This window comes from Burkholderia sp. IT-111MI5 (assembly GCF_949752865.1).
Lineage (GTDB): Bacteria > Pseudomonadota > Gammaproteobacteria > Burkholderiales > Burkholderiaceae > Burkholderia > Burkholderia pyrrocinia_C.
This window is the reverse complement of the sequence record NZ_CATKIF010000011.1, coordinates 493,754-510,806: the sequence shown is the minus strand read 5'-3', so window position 1 is coordinate 510,806 and position 17,053 is coordinate 493,754. Positions and strand designations below refer to the sequence as shown.

Below are 17,053 nucleotides of genomic sequence, written 5' to 3'. Positions count from 1 at the left end.
GCCCGCGAGCGTTCGTCAACCGGCCGGCGTGGCGCGCACCGTTCGCGCAGCGTTTACCGCGCGGATTTCCACGGCAGGCGGCCCGCCGTCTGCATCCTGAATCTTCCCGGCAGTTTCCAGCGGAACGAGCGCGACGCGCGCCGGCGTGCCCGGCGCGAGATGAAACCAGTCGTCGCGCGGCATGAAACCCGGCGCGTCGATCTGCACGTGGCGCGCGACGTGCCGCGTGTCGATGTCGACGTGCCACGTATCGCCGGTGCGCGACACGCACGCTTCGATCCCGAGTTCGCGGCGCGCCAGCACGGCCGGATGCGTGCGGAACGGGAAATGGAACGCCTGCGACAGCAGCGTGCCGTCGTCGGCGCGCAGCGTCGCGACGACGGTGTCGTGTTCGCAGGGCCCGAAACGGTACGCATAGGTCCAGTCGAAGAACCGTCCGAGCAGCTCGGCCGAGCCGATCCGTATCGTGTCGTGCGCGGCGATCCGTACCGGGCAGCCGGCCCGCGCGACCGGCGTGCGGCCGTCGCGCAGCGCGACCAGTTCGACGGCCGCCGACAGCGGCGCCGGACGCTCGTTGACCACATGCACGTCGAGCCCGTTCAAGCCTTCGTCGACGAGCAGCACCTGCACGGGCTGCAGCACCTGGCGCAGCGCATACCACGCCGATTTCGGCCGGTGCGCGGCGTCGATCACACCCCATCCGGCACCCGGCATGACATCCTGGAACTGCCACACGAGCGCGCCGGCGCAGCGCGAGCCGGTGCGCCGCCATTCGGAGAACGTGTCGCGCATCACGTCCGCGATCGCGGCCCTCGACAGCTCGAAGTAACGTGCCGGATCCTCGCGCCGCAGCCGGTCCGGCACGACGTCGTACAGCGTTTGCAGATAGTGGTCGCGAATGTCCTCGAAATCCCACGACGTGCCGGGGTCGCGCGGCACGGCCGCCTTCCAGCGCGGCTCGTGCACGCCGGGCCAGCCGAGGCTGGCGAGCGTCGCATCGCACGGCACGTTCGCGAACGCGAGGCATTCGCTCGCGAAGCGCACGTCCGCGCGGCGCGCATCGTCGAGCGGGCGCAGGTACGCACCGACGCCGTAGTAGTGCGATACGCGCTCGCGCGGCGCGAACGGCAGCACGCCGCCGTCGGGCGAATCGGGTACGTACGGGACGTCGGGCCGGCGCGCCGCCGCATGGCCGGCCAGCCGCTCGGCGGTCAGCTCGAGGAAGCGCTGCTTCGGCCCGAGCCCCGACATCGCCGCCTGTTGCGCGATCTCGCTGCCGCCGCACAGCACCGCGAGCGACGGCGACGCGCCGTGGCGCGCAAGGAATTGATCGGCTTCACGGTCGACGTTGTCCGCGAACGCGGGATCGTCGAGCGCATGGTCGAAGTTCGCGAACATGAAGTCCTGCCAGACCAGCAGCCCGAGCCGGTCGCACCACGCATGGAATGCGTCGGCCTCGTAGGTCATCGTGCCGCCGACGCGGATCATGTTGAAGCCGGCATCGCGTGCGAGCTCGAGCAGGCGGCCGTAGGTCGCGTCGTCCGCGTGCAGAGCGAGCGGCGCGGCGCTGCTCCAGCATGCGCCGCGCGCGAACACGGGCACGCCGTTGATGCGCAGCCCGAATCCCTTGCCGTCGGCGCCGGCATCGATCTCGATCGTGCGGAAGCCGGTCGAGCCGAGCGGCCGCCGTTCGTCGCCGATATGCAGCGCGATCTCGTAGAGTGCCGGCTCGCCATGCGTATGCGGCCACCAGCGGCGCACGTTGGGCACCGCGACGCTTGCGCGCAGCCGGTCGGCGCCGGCGCGTTCGAGCGTCGCTTGGTGTTCGCCGCACGACAGTCGCGCCGCGAGCGCGTCGGGCAGCGGCGCGGCAAATGTCAGTTCGGCATCGAGCCAGCCCGTGTCGCCTTCGACGCGCGCACGCAGGTCGCAGTCGACCGGAACGAAGCCGTCGGCCGGATCGAGTACGTCGACGGCGCGCCACGGGCCGGCCGGCACGTACGGCGGAAACCAGCCGGGCATGTGTCCGAACAGCGACGTGCGGACCGTGCGCAGCGCCGCCGGCTCCGCGAGCCGCGTGCGCCAGCGCGCACGGCGCGGCGCGCGTGCGTCGCGCAGGTGCGGCGCGAGCGCGCGGAAGCAGAGCGTCAGCCGGTGCGTGCCGTCGAGCGATACGGGAACGTCGTGCGCGACGAACATGCTGTCGGAGCGGAGGATCGGCGTGTCGTCGAGCCACGCCTGCGCGAGCGTCGCGAGGCCGTGAAAGCGCAGCACGCGCGGCCCGCGACCGCGCAGCTCGATCCGGTACCAGTGATCGCGTTCGTCGAGCGATGCCGCTTCGGCGAGCCGGCCGGCCAGCGCGAGCGCCTGCGCGACCGTGCCGGGCACCGGCGCCGCGATCCAGCCGTCGCCGTCGGCCGGAAGATCGCGCGGTTCCCGCGCGGCGCCCGCTGCCGTCGCCAGCATCGACCACGCGGGCAGGGCACGCGCGCGCGTCACCGCATGGCCGGCACGGGCGCCGCGTCGCTGCGCGCAGGCGTCGCAGGCGTCGCGGGCGCCACGTGCCGCGGCGGCGAGCCGATCTGCCGCGCGCAGGCGACGAGGTCGACGTAGGCGGCCCCGATCGCTTCGAGCGTCGAATCGCCGCGTTCTTCCTTGCCGCGTGCGCAGGCGCGCGCGAGCCGGAACTCCAGCACCATCGCTTCGGACGCGATGCGGTCGCACGCGGCGCGGATCTCGGCGAACGGCCCGACGCAGCCGCTGGCCTGCAGCCAGCGCGCGTAATGGCCGAACAGTTCGAAATTCGCGCCGAGCTGCCGCACCGAATTGAACGAGTACGCGTGGAAGTGTTCGAGCGGCGCATCGGCGAGCGTCTTCGCATCGGTCTGCAACTGCCGCCGGAATGCCGCGATCGGATCGACGACCGGCAGGCGCCGCAGGTGGCGCTGCAGCGCGGCGAGCGACGCGTCGCACAGCGCGCGCTCGTCGAGCGGCGCAAAGCGCCGCTTCGCGATTTCGACATACGGCGGCAGCGTCATCGGCGAACTGCCGCCGACGAGCCCGTTGTAGTCGAAATCCTCGGCCACGTAATAGCCGCTGTTGTGGAAATAGCCGATCTGGTGCTTCGCGCGGTCGATCGCGTCGATGCCGATCGTCGTCTTCGTGTGCTGCGTACGGTAGCTGCTGCCGCGCGTGTCGGGCAGGAACCACGCGTCGACCTCGACGATCATCAGGTGACCGCGCGCGACCTGCGTTTCGATGTGCTGGTCGAGCGGCTCGTAGATCGAGTGCTCCTGCACGACGATTCCGTAGAGCCGCTCCAGTTCGTCGTGCGGAAACTTGAAGAACGTGAACTGGTCGCCCTCGAAATCGAGCGCGATCGTAAACGGCAGCGCCGCGTACGGGTTGAAGCCCCACCACCGGAGCACCTCGAGCCACATGTCGACGTAGCAGTTGGTCTGCTTCCAGACCATCTCCTGACTGTGCAGCGCGTGCGGCCGGTAGTGGCGCGCACGGTGGCGCACGTCGTCGAACGACGCGTCTTCGCCGTCGCGGGAAACGAACCTCATGGCGTGCCCCACAGCACGTCGCGGACGTCGCGCGGCCACGCGTCGATGTCGAAGCCGTGGTGGCGGAACAGCGCGAGCGTGAGCCGTTCGAGGCCGAAGCCGACGCAGCCCGTATGTGCGACGTCGCCCGTCGCGGTGCGGATGTCCCACAGCAGCCCGAAATGGTCCATGTGGTAGTTGAAGCTCAGGCACGCGGTCTGGCGGTCGTCGTGCTCGATCGGGATCAGCAGCTCGAACTTCAGGTTCTGCTCGCGCTGGCTGTTCGCGACGATCTTGCCGCCGCGCCCGAAGAACGGGTCGTTCGCGAGATCGATCGCGTTCGGCAGGCGCAGCGCGTCGATCATCCGCGTGCCGCGCTCGATCCACGTCTCGCGGAACGCGACGATCTGTTCGGGCGTGCCGATTCGCACGTATTCGCGCATCCGGAACAACTGCATGCGGGTCGGATCGAGCGACGGCTCGTGGCGGAAGCAGTACGAGAACACGTCGACGATCCGGCCGTCGCCGGGCAGCGCACCCGCGCGTGCGACGACCGGATAGACCGGGTAGCACGCGGCCGGCGTCATCACGACGTAGGTCGGCTTCTGGTTTTCCGTCCAGTCGTCGCCGCGATCGAGGCATTGCAACAGGCGCTGGTGCTGCTGCTCGTCGCCGCAGAACGCATGCACGCTGCCCGCGAGCTGCGGGAAGCTCTTCATGTATTCGCTGCGCTCGAATTCGGTGCGGCTCATCGCCGGCGGGAAGCGCAGCACTTCGGCCTGTTGATCCGCACCGAGGCGGGTGACGAACGCGTCGAGCGCTTCGACGACGCGCTCGAACCGTTCGCTGCGGCCGAACAGGCCCTGGATGCCGGTCGAGACCAGCAGGCCCGCGTCGATCAGCGCATCGCGCAGCGGGTTGACGCCCGCGCGGTCGAGCGGCGCGTCGGCGGGAGAGGAGGCGGCGGAGGGCACGGCGAGGCGATCGTTCACGAATGTTTCTCCAGCGTCGCAGGACGCAGCGCGAGCAGCAGGCTCGCAGTGTTGGCGGCAATGCGGTCGTTGCTGATCATCAGCGGCGCCGCGTGCAGGTCGCGAATGTGGCGGCCGATGCTGAACGGCGTGCCTTGCTTGTAGCCGGCCATCCCGCAGATCATCATCGCCTGTTGCGCGACTTCCAGCGCGGTCGACGACACGTAGGTCTTCAGCGTGTTGATCTCGGCGGCCCAGGCCATGCCGGCCGACCACGAGCGGGACGACGTATTCGCATGAAGCCGCAGCACGTTGTCGACACGGGCCTGCATCGCCTGCATCAGCTCGAGCGATTCGGCGATGCGCCGCGACGCGGGCGACGGCGCGCCATCGGTCTGGCGTGCCTGCGCGCGGAAGAACTGGTGCGCGCGATGGAACGCGTCGCCGGCCACGCCGATCCAGACCGCGGCCCACAGAATGTGCGAGACAGGCACCATCGTTTCCTCTGCGATCTTCGCGAACGGCACCGGCAGGCATTGAACGGCAGCACCCTGTGCGTCGAGCACGAAGCCGTTGCTGCAGGTGCCGCGCATTCCGAGCGTGTCCCATTCGCCGCGGCGCGCGAGCGTATAGCCGTCGCGCAGCAGCGTGACGAGCACCTGTTCGGAAGCCGGCGCGTCCGCGTCGCGTCGCGCGGTCGCGAGGATGCCGTCCGCATAGTCGCCGTACGAGATCGTCGGCGCGGATTTGCGCAGCCGGAATTCGCTGCCGTCGGTTTCGAGCGCGCACTGGCTCGCGCGCAGGTTGCCGCCGACGCCGTCTTCCGACGTGGCCGACGCGAGCAGCCACTGGTGGCGCACGAGCTGCTGCAGGAACAGCTTGTGCCAGCCCTGGTCGACGGCGTGGTCGACGATGCAGGCGACCTGGATCTGGTGCATCGCGAACACCATCGCCGACGATGCGCAGGCCTGGCCGAGGATCGAGCAGGCCGACGCGATGTCTTCCAGCGACGCGCCAGCGCCGCCGAGATGGGTCGGCACCATCGCGCCCAGCAGCCGGCGCGCGCGCATCGCCTCGATCGCCTCGACGGGGCAGCGCGCGTCCCGGTCGACCGCATCCGCGTGCTGCGCGGCGATCTGCGCGACGGCGTGCGCGGCCTCGTCGAGCCGATGCGATTCGCTGTCGGCCGCGAGTTCGGGAAGCAGCGCGCTCATGCGGAATGCTCGGTGCGTTGCAGCGTGGCGATCGTGTCCGCGAGCGCGTCGATGCTGCGGAACAGGTTGCGGTTCAGCATCTCGTCGGGAATCTCGACGTTGAACTGCTTCTCGATCGCGAGCATCAACTGGATCGTGTCGAGCGAGGAGAGGCCCGCTTCGTAGAGGTCGTCCCCGTCGCCGATCGAATCGATCGCGGCTTCGAGGTGGGCGACGTGCTTGAGGATGGTTCTGATTTCGTTTTTCACGTGCGGCTCCGGCGTGCGTGGTGTCGTCCGCTGGGGCGGACGCGCACATTGCGCTGACATCCCCCCGGCAGTCCGGCATCAGTAGACCATTCGCACGCCCGGCGTTCTGTTCGCCACCCTACAAACCGCTAACCCCGCATGCAGGCGTCGCACGAATCGGCGCGGCAATCAGGCACGCGATGCGGCCGGCACGCCCGAATCGGCCGACAGGATGCGTTTCATCTCGTCGCGCACGATCGCGCGGCAGCCGCACGACATCTTCTCGAGGCCGTCGAGGTCGGCCAGCTCGATCGAACTCCGGTATTGCCGGATCAGGCCGAGCTTCTGGATTTCGCCGGCGGCATCGGTGACCGTTTCCCGCCGCACGCCGAGCATCTGTGCCAGCATGCTGTGCGTCACCTGGATCTCGATGCTGCGCGTACGGTCGTACGCCAGCAGGAACCATCTGCATAACTGATGTTTGAGCACGTGATGACGGCTGCAGAACGTGATCTGCGATACCTGCGCCATCAAGAGCCGCACGCAGACGAACACGAGATGGCGGATCACCGGAGATGCGTCGAACGCGGCCGCGAACACGCGACGGTCGAGCCGGTAGACGAAGCCGTCGCGGCAGGCGACGGCACGGCACGGCATCCGGCCGCTGCCGCCGATCACGTCGTCGCAGACCACGCTTTCGCTGCCGATTTCCGCGACTTCCAGCGTCATGCCGCCGGACGACACGTACTGCAGCGAGATCGCCGTCGTGACGGGCAGGTAGACGGCTGCGAGCATTTCGCCGGGTTCGCACAGCACCTGCCCCGATTCCAGGTGAACGAGTTGAAGGTGGGGGACCAGCGTGGCGAGCTCGTCGCGGTCGATGGCCGCGAGAAACCGGTTCGCATCGAAGCTGTGGGAAAGCTCGATCATGCCGTTCGCGTGCGCGACGACGTCGGGGGCCTGGTGAGTCACGGCGCATCCTCGTAGGGTGGCGGTCGCGCACTGTCGCGGCGATACTCCCGAAAAGGGAATTTCGCACGCTCGTGCGGACTTGTGTTCATCGAAATTCGAATGACGATGCTGCGCAAAGGCTAGCACGCAATTGAATTCAACCAATTTCACATTGCGTCATTTCACCAAATTTGACGATTTTGATTGGGCGCAAACGTTATCCGGATTTAATGATTCATTCGTCATGAAATTAATCATCCGAGATTGGAATGACAGATTGGTCGATCATTCAATGTCGATCGGGAATCAATCGGCCGACGCCACGCATCGTACAGGGAAATTGCCGCGCGAGCATTGAACATTATTTGACAAATAAACGGGGATTGCGCGACTTTCTCTAAGAATCAATGGCTTGCATGCGATATGTGCGGTATCGGACAGAGCCTGGAATTAGTGTGCCGATTCAAATTTGAGACAGTTTCAAACGACCGTGTGAAGCGGGGCAGCGCTGGCGCGTGCTGTCCGGCACATCACGGAAACAATTGAAAATCTGCTGTAAGTATATGACCGGCAAGCCTCATGGCACCGCTGCGGCGGCTCCGATCCGGTGCGCAAATTGATCAGTCGAATGCGGAACGGTGTCCGTCGCGCGGAAGAGTGTCCGGAAATGAGACGCTTTTTTCCGTTTTAGGCGGGTTATTCGGTCGATCTAAATCGAATGTGATTCATATATTAAGGACGGACGGGTATTGGCACGTAAATCGCTTATTCGGGCTGGCGTGTCGAAACGGGACGGTCGACTCAATCCGGAAGTGACAAGCCGATGGGCAGCCGGATTCAGGGTTGTGGGCCGCAACCGCTGTGAGCGTCCGGGCACGCATGGCGATAACGAGTTCCGTGCATGCGGCTGCACGCGGCGCGGACATAAAAGGGATACAGACATGCTTCATCTTCACTTGAGCTACTCGGCGAATGCCATCCTCGATGCCCTCCCGGAGGACAGCATCCGCACCATCGCACCGCACCTCGAACTGGTCAGGATCAAGGCCGGCATGCTCGACCGGGTCGGCGAGCCGATGCGCCATCTGCATTTCCCGACGACGGCAATGATGTCGGTGCAGCACCTGATGGAGGACGGTGCGATGGTCGAGGTGGCGGTGGTCGGCCGCGAGGGCGTGGTCGGGCTTGGCACGCTGGTCGGCGGTGTCGCCGCGTCGAACCGGGTCGAGGTGCGCATCGGCGGCATGGCCTATCGCGTACCGACCTGCGTGATGCGCGCCGAATTCGAGCGGTCGCCCGAGACTTACCGTCTGCTGCTCAACTACTGCCAGGCGGCGATGGCGCAGATCTCACGCAGCGCGCTGTGCAACCGGCATCACTCGGTCAGCGAGCAGCTCAGCCGCTGGCTGCTGCTGGCGCACGACCGGATCGACGGCGACGAGCTGGCCGTCACGCAGCAAACGATCGCGAACATGCTCGGCGTGCGGCGCGAAGGCGTGACGGAAGCGGCCGGCAACCTGCAGGAAGCCGGGCTGATCCGGCAGCGCCGCGGCCGCATCACGGTGCTCGACCGCGACGGCCTCGAACATCACGCGTGCGAATGCTACGACCTGATTCGTGCCGACTATCGCCGCTTGCTCGGCACGCGCGGGAATGCGCGGTCGACTCCGGTGCGCCCCCGCATCCAGGAGGTACGTTGCGGTTTCCCGGCACACGGTGCGTGACGATGCAGTCGAGGTCCGGTGGAACGACTACGATGCGGCGTGCCGCGATCGCGGCGGCCGACGTCTTGCTCGTGCTGGCGGGGGCGCTCGCTGCGCAGGCGGCGTCGGGCCTTGCGTGGCGCGAGCTGTCCGATGCACAGCGCGGTGCGATCGCGCTGCTGTGCGTGTTGACCGTGGCGCTGCTGCCGCGTTACCTGCGCACCGTGCGCGGCGGCGTGGCGCCGCATGGCGGCACGCACGTACTGACGCAAACGATGGTGGCCGTCGTCTGCGCGAGCGTGCTGACGGTGGCGGCCGCGATGTGGATCATGAACCGCGGCGGCACGGTCACGACACGCTGGATCGTGCGCACGGTGCTGTCCGGCGACGCGGCGCTGCTGCTCGGCCGCGCCGCGCTGCTGGCGCTCGCGCTGACGCGTGACGACCCGCGCGCGCGGCAGCGCCGTGTCGCCGTTGTCGGCGCAACCGCGTACGGGCGCGTCGCGATCGAGCGGATGCAGCTTGCATCGAATGGCCCGTTCGTCGCGGCCTGCGTATTCGACGACGATGCGCCGGCCGCCGCCGGCGGCATCGGCGGCGTGCCAGTGATCGACGACTGGAATGCGTTGCGCGACATGATTCGCGGCGGCGCGATCGACGAGGTGTGGCTCACGCTGCCGATGTCGCACGAATGGCGGATCCAGCGCATCGTGCGCGAGCTGCGCGACGAATTCGTCGAGTTGCGGCTGTTGCCCGACGTGCGGCAGATGGCCGTCGTCGATCGCTCGGCAACCGACGTGCTCGGCATGCCGGCGATCAATCTCGCGACCACGCCGCGCTCCGCGCCGGAGCTGTGGGCGAAGTTCGCGTTCGACCGGCTGTTCGCGTTCGGCGTGCTGATTCCGTTGCTGCCGCTGCTGTCGATGCTGGCGATCGCGGTCAAGCTGTCATCGCCGGGGCCCGTGCTGTTCAGGCAGCGCCGCAAGGGTGTCGACGGTCGCGAGTTCGACATCCTGAAGTTCAGGACGATGCGCGTGCATCGCGTGCAGCCGGGCGTCCTGCGGCAGGCGTCGCGCAACGATTCGCGCATCACGCGCGTCGGCGCGTTCCTGCGGCGCACGTCGCTTGACGAGCTGCCGCAGTTCTTCAACGTGCTGTTCGGGCAGATGTCGGTCGTCGGGCCGCGTCCGCATGCGATCGAGCACGACGACTTCTACCGGCAGCTGATCGACTGCTACATGTACCGCTACCGCGTGCGGCCCGGCATCACCGGATGGGCACAGGTGAACGGCTATCGCGGCGAGACGCGCAAGGTCGAGGCGATGGCCGCGCGCGTGAAGTTCGATCTGTTCTACATGCAGAACTGGAGCTTCTGGTTCGACATGAAGATCATCCTGTTGACGGTCGTGCGCGGCTTCATCGGGCGCAACGCTTTCTGAGGATCGCGAATCGTCCGGAAAGCGGTGCGTTGTGCGGTCGAACGTACCGACCGGATCGCAGGCGGCGGACACACTGACGGCACAGCAGCATCCCGCGCAACGGGGTGTCCGGCGGCGCAATCGCGCCGCAGCCATCGGAACAGTCACGATCATGTCAACGTCGATTCGGGAGCGAGGCGCACCGGTATTGCAGGAAGCGCGCGCGAAACGGGGCGTCGTCGCAGCCGCGCACACCGCGCGGTTGCGCGGCCTCGCAATCAACGGAAAATTCACTGCGCAGCGCATGACGGGCGTTCAGCGGGTGGCATACGAACTGACGGCCGAGCTCGCGCGCATCGCGAACGCCGACGATGCGCCGGCGCTGGTCGTGCCGTCCGATCACGATCCGGCGGCATTGCCGGTCGGCGCGCGGTCGCAGACTTCCGGTCGCCGCCACGGCGCGCTCTGGGAACAATGGACGCTGCCGCGCACGACGCGCGGCCGGACCTTGCTGAGCCTGTGCAACATCGGGCCGCTGGCGAAGCGCGATCAACTGCTGATGATTCACGATGCGGCGATTTTCGATCTGCCGGCCGGTTATTCGCTCGCGTTCCGGCTGTGGTATCGCTTTGCGTTCTCGATCCTGAAGCGGCGCGCGCGCCATATCGTGACGGTCTCGCATTTTTCGCGGGCGCGGCTGGCCGCGCGGCTTGGCGTGCCGCCCGCACGCCTGTCGGTCGTGCCGGGCGCAGTCGATCATATCGACCGGATCGACGCCGACCCCGGCGTGCTGTCGCGGCTGAATCTGGAGACGGACCGCTACGTGCTGTTCGTCGGGTCGCTCGCGCCCGGCAAGAATCTCGTGCGCGCGCTTGCCGCGATCGCGCTGATGCGCGAGTCGCATCCGACGTTGCGCTTCGTGATCGCGGGCGGCGCCAATGCGAAGATCTTCGGCGCACGGGCGGCCGGCTTGCGCGAAGACGACCCGTGCATCACGTGGGCCGGCTACGTGACCGACGGCGAACTGAAGGCGCTGTACGAGCATGCCGGCTGCTTCGTCTTTCCATCGTTGTACGAAGGGTTCGGGCTGCCGCCGCTCGAGGCGATGCGGTGCGGCTGCCCCGTCGTCGTGTCGCACGAGGGCGCACTCCCGGAAGTCTGCAGCGGAGCGGCATTGTTCTGCGATGCGTATTCGCCGCCGGATATCGCGGCGTCGATCGCGCGCGTGATGGACGATCCGGAACTGCGTGCGCGGCTGCGCACGATGGGCCGCGAGCATGCGCAGCGTTACAGCTGGCAGCGCTCGGCGCGTGCGTTGCTCGATATCGTTCGTGCCGATGCCTGACGTGCGATGACGTCATGTTGCGCTGCGGATCGAGCGATCCTTCGCGGCGTTTGCATCAGACGAATCCGGCGATGGCGCGTTTTCGCGTCCGTCCCCAGTTTCCGCAAGCATGCGGCGAGCGCCGCGCTGATTCCGGTCAACACACGCGTGTTCAATGGGTTTATCCTGCGTCGAATGCATCCGGCGCTGCATGCGTCCGGGCGCATATCCGGGCGCGGCGGCGCCGGTCGTGTCTATCCGCCGCGCACCGGCGCGACACCGCGCGCCACACTTTCCGCGCGGAACCCGGAACAGGAGAGACGGCCATGGCGCTCGACCAACAACAACGGCAGATGCTGCAACAGCGGCTGAAAGAGAGCGAGCAGACGCTGCGTGCGGAGATCCGCACGAGCGAAGACCAGCGCGCGTCGGAATCCTATGCAGATCTTGCCGGCGCGTCGCCGGACGAGGGCGACGAGGCGAACGCGGATCTGTTCGTCGACGTCGATCATGCGTTGATCGGCATGAAGCTGACCGAACTGCGTGCGATCGGACGCGCACAACTGCGGATGCGCGACGGCAGCTACGGCGAATGCATCGATTGCGATGCACCGGTCGACTATGAGCGCCTGCTCGCGCGCCCGACCGCCGAGCGCTGCACGCACTGCCAGTCGGTCTACGAGCGACGCTACGCGACGACACCGCGCGCATCGCTCTGACGTCGCGGTCGTGGTCGCAATCCCGATCCCGTTTTCGTGCTGCACGCGCTGCACGCGCTGCACGCGCTGCGCGGCCGGCGTAGGATGACGAACGGGCGCCCGGTGGCGTCGACATGCGGCGCCGGGCGGGCAGACGCCGTCGCGCACGCGTGCGGCGCCATCCACGTGGAAGGGAGCCACGCCGATCATGCCGATCCACAATGCCGAGTGCGCGGCCGTGTTCGCCGAGATCGCGGACATGCTCGAAATCCAGGGCGCCAATCCGTTCCGCGTGCGTGCCTACCGCAACGCCGCACGGACGGTTGCCGACTACGGGCGCGATATTCCGACGATGATCGCGAACGGCGACGATCTCGGGAAGATTCCGTCGATCGGGGCCGATCTCGCGTCGAAGCTGCGCGAGATCGCCGCGACCGGCACCTGCGAACTGCAGCAAACACTGCGCCACGCGCTGCCGGGCGCGATCGTCGAGCTGCTCGACGTACCGGGGCTCGGCGCGAAACGCGTGAAGGCGCTGCATGACGCACTGCACGTCGATTCGCTCGAACAGCTACGCGTCGAAGCGAAGAGCGGGCACGTGCGCGAGTTGCCGGGCTTCGGCGCGAAAACCGAAGCGCATCTGCTCGAAGCGATCGACGATCGCCTGCAGCGCGAACCGCAGCGTTTCCTGCTGCCGGCTGCCGAGCAAGCGCTGACGCCGTTGCTCGAACGCCTGCGCGCGGTGGCAGGCGTCGGCAAGGTCGTGCCGGCCGGCAGTTTTCGCCGCCGCCGCGAGACGGTCGGCGATCTCGACATTCTCGCCACTGCACGCGATCCGGTTGCGGTCGCCGACGCGTTCGTCGGCTATGACAAGGTGGCGCGCGTGCTCGCGCACGGCAAGACGAAGTCGAGCGTCGTGCTCGACAGCGGGTTGCAGGTCGACCTGCGCGTCGTCGACGCCGATGCGTTCGGCGCGGCGCTCGTCTACTTCACCGGATCGAAGGCGCACAACATCGCGCTGCGCAGGATCGCGCAGGCCGGCGGGTTGAAGATCAACGAATACGGCGTGTTTCGCGGCGACGAGCGGATTGCCGGCACGACGGAGGCGTCGGTCTACGATGCAATCGGGCTGCACGTCGTGCCGCCCGAACTGCGCGAGAATCGCGGCGAGATCGACGCATCGCGCGCGGGCACGCTGCCGGCGCTGGTCGAGCGCAAGCAGATCCACGGCGACCTGCATGCGCATACGAACGCGTCGGCCGGCCGCGACGGCCTGCGTGCGATGGCCGACGCGGCGCGCGCACGCGGGCTCGCGTACCTGGCCGTCACCGACCGCGCACCGCCTGCCGGCGGCGGCCGCAACACCTTCGAGTGGCTCGCGCGGCAGCTCGACGAGATCGATCGCATCAATGCGTCGTTCGACGATTTCGTGCTGCTCAAGGGCGTGGAAGCCGGCATTCTCGAGGACGGCAGTCTCGACATGCCCGACGCGATGCTCGGCCGGCTCGATCTGGTCGTCGGCGCGGTACGCGACGGCTTCGACCTGTCGCGCGCCGCGCAGACCGACCGCATGCTGCGCGCGATGGACCATCCGCATTTCACGATACTCGCGCACCCGACCGGCCGCCTGCTCGGCGAGCGCGACGCATGCGAGCTCGACGTGGCGCGCGTGATCGCGCAGGCCGCGGCGCGCGGCTGCTTCGTCGAACTCGATGCGCAGCCGCGGCGGTTCGACCTGCCGGACATCTGGTGCCGCGAGGCCGCGAAGGCCGGCGTGCCGGTCGCGATCGGCTCGGATGCGTGCAGCGCGGACGAACTCGACAACCTCGCGTACGGCGTCGATCAGGCGCGACGCGGCTGGCTCACGCGGCCGGACGTGCTCAACACGCGCACGCTCGCGCAACTGCGGCCGCTGCTCGCGCGCACGATGGGTGGGGGCGGCGGGTCGAAGCGGAGCCGGTCGAAGGGCGCGTGAAGACGGCTGGCAACGCGTGCTGCCAGCCGTGCGTTCATGTCATGCCAGCACGCCGGCGGCCGGCACATAAGGCAGGCCGAGCGCCAGCGCGACCGCTTCGTACGTGATGTGTCCGTTGCAGACGTTCAGGCCCGCGCGCAGGTGCGGATCGTCGGTCATCGCCTGCTTCCAGCCCTTGTCGGCGAGCGCAAGCGCATGCCCGAGCGTCGCGTTGTTCAGCGCGAAGGTCGACGTGCGCGCGACCGCGCCGGGCATGTTCGCGACGCAGTAGTGCACGACGCCGTCGACGACGAAGGTCGGGTCCGCATGCGTTGTCGCATGCGATGTCTCGAAGCAGCCGCCCTGGTCGATCGCGACATCGACGACGACGGCGCCCGTGCGCATCGTCGCGATCATGTCGCGCGTGACGAGCCGCGGCGCCGATGCACCGGGCACGAGCACCGCGCCGATCACGACGTCGGCTTCGCGCACGGCTTCGTCGATCGTATGCGCATTCGAGCAGACGGTCGTGATCCGGTTGGCGAAGACGAGGTCGAGCTGACGCAAGCGGTTCACGTTGTTGTCGAGCACGGTGACGCGCGCGCCGAGGCCGACCGCCATCTGCAGCGCACCGGTTCCCACCACGCCCGCGCCGAGCACGACGACATGCGCGGCCGGCACGCCGGGCACGCCGGCCATCAGCACGCCGCGGCCGCCGCGCGGGCTCTCGAGGTGGGTCGCCGCGACCTGGATCGACATGCGTCCCGCCACCTCGCTCATCGGCGCGAGCAGCGGCAGGCCGCCGCCGGGCGCCGTGACGGTTTCATACGCGATGCAGACGGCGCCGGACTTCACGAGCGCGGCCGCCTGTTCGGGATCGGGCGCGAGATGCAGGTAGGTATAGAGAATCTGGCCGCGCCGCAGCATCGCGCATTCGGCCGGCTGCGGCTCCTTGACCTTGATGATCATGTCGGCGCGCGCGAAGATTTCGTCGGCACCGTCGCACAGCGATGCGCCCGCGGCTGTGTAGTCGTTGTCGAGCAGGCCGATCGCCGTGCCCGCGCCGTGCTGGACGAGCACGGCATGGCCGTGCCGCGTGAGTTCGCGCGCGCCGGCCGGCGTGAGGCCGACGCGGTATTCGTGGTTCTTGATCTCCTTCGGCACACCGATCAGCATGAGTCGCCTCCATGGCCTTCGTTATCGTTGTCGTGCATGTGCGCCGCGCGGCGAACGATGCGCGTGCGGCCGGTTGCGCAGGGGCATGCCGACTGCAGTACTGGAATACCAGCGTAGTAGTGCGTTGAGGGAAGTCAAGCGGGCGGCCGGCACGATGATGCGTGCGCATTGCACCGCAGCACGCACTGTGGCGGGTTGCGACCGGACGTCGCAATGCGCGCACTGCCGGGTTTCGGTATCGTCTTGCGTGTCGCGGGCCGGGGCCGCGTGCCGGAATCTTCCGGCAAAACGACGAGACAACGAGACGAGGACATTTACCGACATGACCGGCGCGTATTTCAGCGTGCCGACGCTTTGCGCGATCGCGCTCGTTCACGCCTACTGGGCGTTTGGCGGGCGGCTCGGCAAGCGTGCGGCCATTCCGGAACAGGACGGCATGCCGCTGCTGCGGCCGACCGCCGTCGGCACGTTTGCCATCGCGGCGGCGCTGCTGGCCGGCGCATGCGTGGTCGCCGCGCGTGCCGGCTGGTTGGGGCGGAACACGTATCCCGGCACGATCGCGTTCGCGGTCGTTGCGCTCGCATTGATCTTCGCGGTGCGGGCCGTCGGCGATTTCCGCTATGTCGGCTTCTTCAAGCGGGTTCGCGGGTCGCGTTTCGCGCGGATGGACACGCTGTATTACTCGCCGCTTTGCGCGGCGCTTGCGCTATCCCTCGCGTCGATGTTCTGGCCGTGGTGAACGGCGTACGGCTCAGCGCGCCGGCGTGTCGATCTGCGTGAGATATTCGGCCGGCACGGCATCGGTCAGCCATACGCCGTTTTCGGCGACGAAGAACGTATGGCCTTGCCGGTGCATGCGCTGCGCATCGACTTCGAGAATCGCAGGCACGCCGTAGCGTGTGCCGACGGCCAATGCAGTCCGGATGTCCGGCGACAGATGCACGTGATGACGGGCGCCGGGTTTCAGCCCTTGCGCCCGAATCGAATCCAGGAAGCGCGTCGCGGTGCCGTGATAGAGGCGCTCGGGCGGCTGCGCGGCCGGATACCGGCGTTGCACGACGGATGTCGAATGGCCTTGTACCGCGCGGATGCGTTGGCCATCGTCGGAGAGGGCGAAGCGCTGCTTGTCGCTGGTCGCGCAGACGGTTTCGATCGTCGCGCGATCGAGTTGGCGCCCGTGGCGGGCGGCGCAGGCAATTAGTTCGTCGATGCCGGCCCAGCCTTCCGGGTCGAGTTGCAGTCCGATCGCCTGCGGTTCGTGGCGCAGCAGGTAGCTCAGGTATTTGCTGATGCTGATCGCGTCGGGCGCCAGCGGTTTGTTCTTCTGTGTATTCATGAGACGCGGAGGCTACCAGACCGCGGTGCAAACCGGCACCGGCGCGTTGCGCCGCGTGGCTGGAAAGAGACAGCCGTCGGCTCCGCCCGACGCAGGCCGATCGCCTGCCCGGCGTGCGGCTCGGCCGGCGAGCGCGCCATCCTTGCGCATTCCGGGTTCCGGATTTTTCAATTGTTGCAATTTTCGATGCATTGAATTGCATCGAACCATCTAGCAATGGAACCGGTTCCATATATAATTCGCGGCACTCGTCGCCGGACCCGAAAGAGGGCCAGTGCGCGTCGCGCTTGCTGCGGCAAACGCGGCGTCCAGGTTGAATCACGGTCATGGCGATGGCGGGCAGAGCCAGGCCGACAGGCCGGTATTTGTCCGACGATCAGGCCCGCGAAGAGGTCGATCCGCGCCGCCGGAGGAACCGGCAACGCACGCGGCTGCATGAAGGCGCCGTCGCGCATTGCGCGGCCGGCGCCCGCATCGAGGTTGTTCGCAACACACGAATGAACAGGACGGCCAGCCGCATGCGGCATGGCTGC

General features: G+C 67.8%; 14 protein-coding genes. 6 read left to right on the top strand and 8 right to left on the bottom strand.

The genetic code is table 11. From position 1 onward, the window contains the following. Positions 1-15: 15 nt before the first annotated feature. From ACM6JT_RS10515 to ACM6JT_RS10490, 6 genes are all read right to left on the bottom strand, one after another. Positions 16-2,466 (bottom strand): glycoside hydrolase family 2 protein, encoded by a 2,451-nt coding sequence (locus ACM6JT_RS10515; protein WP_414856433.1) that lies wholly within the window; start codon positions 2,464-2,466, stop codon positions 16-18. Positions 2,467-2,495: 29 nt separating this feature from the next. Continuing rightward, entirely contained in the window at positions 2,496-3,569 is a 1,074-nt protein-coding gene (locus ACM6JT_RS10510; protein ID WP_131948330.1) for a DUF1839 family protein, read from the bottom strand. Further along, positions 3,566-4,540, bottom strand: a complete 975-nt coding sequence (locus ACM6JT_RS10505; protein ID WP_105389900.1) for an amino acid--[acyl-carrier-protein] ligase — start codon at positions 4,538-4,540, stop codon at positions 3,566-3,568. The genes ACM6JT_RS10510 and ACM6JT_RS10505 overlap by 4 nt, the downstream gene beginning before the upstream one ends. Then, a complete protein-coding gene (locus tag ACM6JT_RS10500) occupies positions 4,537-5,733 on the bottom strand; it encodes an acyl-CoA dehydrogenase family protein (RefSeq protein ID WP_034179699.1) in 1,197 nt (398 codons plus the stop codon). Before ACM6JT_RS10500 ends, ACM6JT_RS10505 begins: the two co-directional genes overlap by 4 nt. Further along, positions 5,730-5,981 (bottom strand): acyl carrier protein, encoded by a 252-nt coding sequence (locus ACM6JT_RS10495; RefSeq protein ID WP_034179698.1) that lies wholly within the window; start codon positions 5,979-5,981, stop codon positions 5,730-5,732. The genes ACM6JT_RS10500 and ACM6JT_RS10495 overlap by 4 nt, the downstream gene beginning before the upstream one ends. 168 nt (positions 5,982-6,149) lie before the next feature. Beyond that, on the bottom strand, positions 6,150-6,932 hold the full coding sequence (locus ACM6JT_RS10490) for a Crp/Fnr family transcriptional regulator (protein WP_034179697.1): 783 nt from the start codon (positions 6,930-6,932) through the stop codon (positions 6,150-6,152). Positions 6,933-7,852: 920 nt separating this feature from the next. On the opposite strand from ACM6JT_RS10490, the gene ACM6JT_RS10485 reads away from it, so the two are divergent. From ACM6JT_RS10485 to polX, 5 genes are all read left to right on the top strand, one after another. Then, positions 7,853-8,635 (top strand): Crp/Fnr family transcriptional regulator, encoded by a 783-nt coding sequence (locus tag ACM6JT_RS10485; protein ID WP_175748506.1) that lies wholly within the window; start codon positions 7,853-7,855, stop codon positions 8,633-8,635. Between the two features lie 32 nt (positions 8,636-8,667). After that, complete coding sequence (locus ACM6JT_RS10480) at positions 8,668-10,053, top strand: undecaprenyl-phosphate glucose phosphotransferase (RefSeq protein ID WP_034179695.1); 1,386 nt, start codon at positions 8,668-8,670, stop codon at positions 10,051-10,053. 151 nt (positions 10,054-10,204) lie between these two features. Beyond that, positions 10,205-11,377, top strand: coding sequence for a glycosyltransferase family 4 protein (locus ACM6JT_RS10475; protein ID WP_414856432.1), 1,173 nt, complete (start codon positions 10,205-10,207; stop codon positions 11,375-11,377). Positions 11,378-11,682: 305 nt separating this feature from the next. Then, complete coding sequence (locus ACM6JT_RS10470) at positions 11,683-12,075, top strand: TraR/DksA family transcriptional regulator (protein ID WP_034179693.1); 393 nt, start codon at positions 11,683-11,685, stop codon at positions 12,073-12,075. A gap of 187 nt (positions 12,076-12,262) precedes the next feature. After that, the gene (gene polX, locus ACM6JT_RS10465; RefSeq protein WP_414856431.1) at positions 12,263-14,029 is read left to right on the top strand and encodes a DNA polymerase/3'-5' exonuclease PolX; all 1,767 of its coding nucleotides are present in this window, start codon (positions 12,263-12,265) and stop codon (positions 14,027-14,029) included. Positions 14,030-14,068: 39 nt separating this feature from the next. Here polX and ald read toward each other — a convergent pair whose 3' ends face one another. Next, a complete protein-coding gene (gene ald, locus ACM6JT_RS10460) occupies positions 14,069-15,184 on the bottom strand; it encodes an alanine dehydrogenase (RefSeq protein WP_414856430.1) in 1,116 nt (371 codons plus the stop codon). Positions 15,185-15,506: 322 nt separating this feature from the next. Between ald and ACM6JT_RS10455 the strand changes: the two genes are divergently transcribed. Continuing rightward, complete coding sequence (locus ACM6JT_RS10455) at positions 15,507-15,923, top strand: DUF3995 domain-containing protein (RefSeq protein ID WP_034179690.1); 417 nt, start codon at positions 15,507-15,509, stop codon at positions 15,921-15,923. Positions 15,924-15,935: 12 nt separating this feature from the next. Here the strand turns inward: ACM6JT_RS10455 and ACM6JT_RS10450 are convergent, their stop codons facing one another. Continuing rightward, entirely contained in the window at positions 15,936-16,520 is a 585-nt protein-coding gene (locus tag ACM6JT_RS10450; RefSeq protein ID WP_131948336.1) for an RNA 2'-phosphotransferase, read from the bottom strand. Between the last annotated feature and the right edge of the window lie 533 nt (positions 16,521-17,053).